A 1,189-nucleotide genomic window follows, 5' to 3' on the forward strand; every position below is an offset into this window, starting at 1 on the left:
AATTTGATATAGCTCTTTAAAAATGACGAAGCTTGCGCTTCATTCAAAAATTGTAAAACTTTTTTTGCCTCATCGTTCAGTTTTCAAAGACCAAATTGAATTAAGAAATGGTCGGGAAGACAGGATTCGAACCTGCGACCCCTTGGTCCCAAACCAAGTGCTCTACCAAGCTGAGCTACTTCCCGTTATAAATGGTGCACCCTGAGAGATTCGAACTCCCGGCCTTTAGATTCGTAGTCTAACGCTCTATCCAGCTGAGCTAAGGGTGCATTAATGCGGTCGAGAGGACTTGAACCTCCACGGTGTTAACCACCACTAGGCCCTCAACCTAGCGCGTCTACCGATTCCGCCACGACCGCATATAATTGGAGCGGAAGACGGGATTCGAACCCGCGACCCCGACCTTGGCAAGGTCGTATTCTACCACTGAACTACTTCCGCAATATAAAATTAGATTAGAGATGCGGGTGAAGGGACTCGAACCCCCACGTCAAAGACACTAGATCCTAAGTCTAGCGCGTCTACCAATTCCGCCACACCCGCATATAAAGTATTTAAGTATAGAAATTAATGAGAAATGGTGAGCCATGCAGGGCTCGAACCTGCGACCCTCTGATTAAAAGTCAGATGCTCTACCAACTGAGCTAATGGCTCATTAATTTTTAAAAAATGGGGCGGCTGAAGGGAATTGAACCCTCGAATGCCGGAATCACAATCCGGTGCGTTAACCACTTCGCCACAACCGCCATGAGAAAAATGGTGCCGGCGAAAGGATTCGAACCCTCGACCCTCTGATTACAAGTCAGATGCTCTACCAACTGAGCTACACCGGCGCTGTAAATGGTGGCTTTGGACGGAATCGAACCGCCGACACAAGGATTTTCAGTCCTTTGCTCTACCAACTGAGCTACAAAGCCAACTTATTAAATTAAATAAAAAAATGGCGGTCCCGACGGGATTCGAACCCGCGATCTTCTGCGTGACAGGCAGACATGTTAACCACTACACCACGGGACCGTTTTAAATAATTACTGTATCGACTTTACCTATTTTAAGTCTCCTCAAGAAGAAAGTCAATAATTTTTTCAAAAAAATAAACAGCCTGGCAGCGTCCTATCCTCACAGGGGGAGACCCCCAACTACTTTCGGCGCTGAAGCGCTTAACTTCCGTGTTCGGCATGGGAACGGG

10 tRNA genes and 1 rRNA gene are annotated in these 1,189 nt (G+C 47.0%); all 11 read right to left on the minus strand.

Going from position 1 to position 1,189, the window contains the following annotated elements:
• Positions 1-108: 108 nt before the first annotated feature.
• A tRNA-Pro gene (locus KNP68_RS15020) sits at positions 109-185 on the minus strand.
• A 7-nt stretch (positions 186-192) separates the two neighbouring features.
• A tRNA-Arg gene (locus tag KNP68_RS15025) sits at positions 193-269 on the minus strand.
• Positions 270-274: 5 nt separating this feature from the next.
• A tRNA-Leu gene (locus KNP68_RS15030) sits at positions 275-359 on the minus strand.
• 7 nt (positions 360-366) lie between these two features.
• A tRNA-Gly gene (locus tag KNP68_RS15035) sits at positions 367-441 on the minus strand.
• 21 nt (positions 442-462) lie between these two features.
• Positions 463-543 (minus strand) — tRNA-Leu (locus KNP68_RS15040).
• 35 nt (positions 544-578) lie between these two features.
• Positions 579-654: transfer RNA gene (locus KNP68_RS15045), tRNA-Lys, on the minus strand.
• Between the two features lie 16 nt (positions 655-670).
• Positions 671-746: transfer RNA gene (locus KNP68_RS15050), tRNA-His, on the minus strand.
• Between the two features lie 11 nt (positions 747-757).
• Positions 758-833 (minus strand) — tRNA-Thr (locus KNP68_RS15055).
• Between the two features lie 8 nt (positions 834-841).
• Positions 842-917: transfer RNA gene (locus KNP68_RS15060), tRNA-Phe, on the minus strand.
• A gap of 24 nt (positions 918-941) precedes the next feature.
• Positions 942-1,017 (minus strand) — tRNA-Asp (locus KNP68_RS15065).
• A gap of 83 nt (positions 1,018-1,100) precedes the next feature.
• Positions 1,101-1,189 (minus strand): 5S ribosomal RNA (gene rrf, locus KNP68_RS15070); the annotation flags it as partial.

Origin of the sequence: Exiguobacterium sp. s50 (assembly GCF_018618175.1) — a bacterium.
In the GTDB taxonomy this organism is placed as follows: Bacteria; Bacillota; Bacilli; order Exiguobacteriales; family Exiguobacteriaceae; genus Exiguobacterium; species Exiguobacterium chiriqhucha.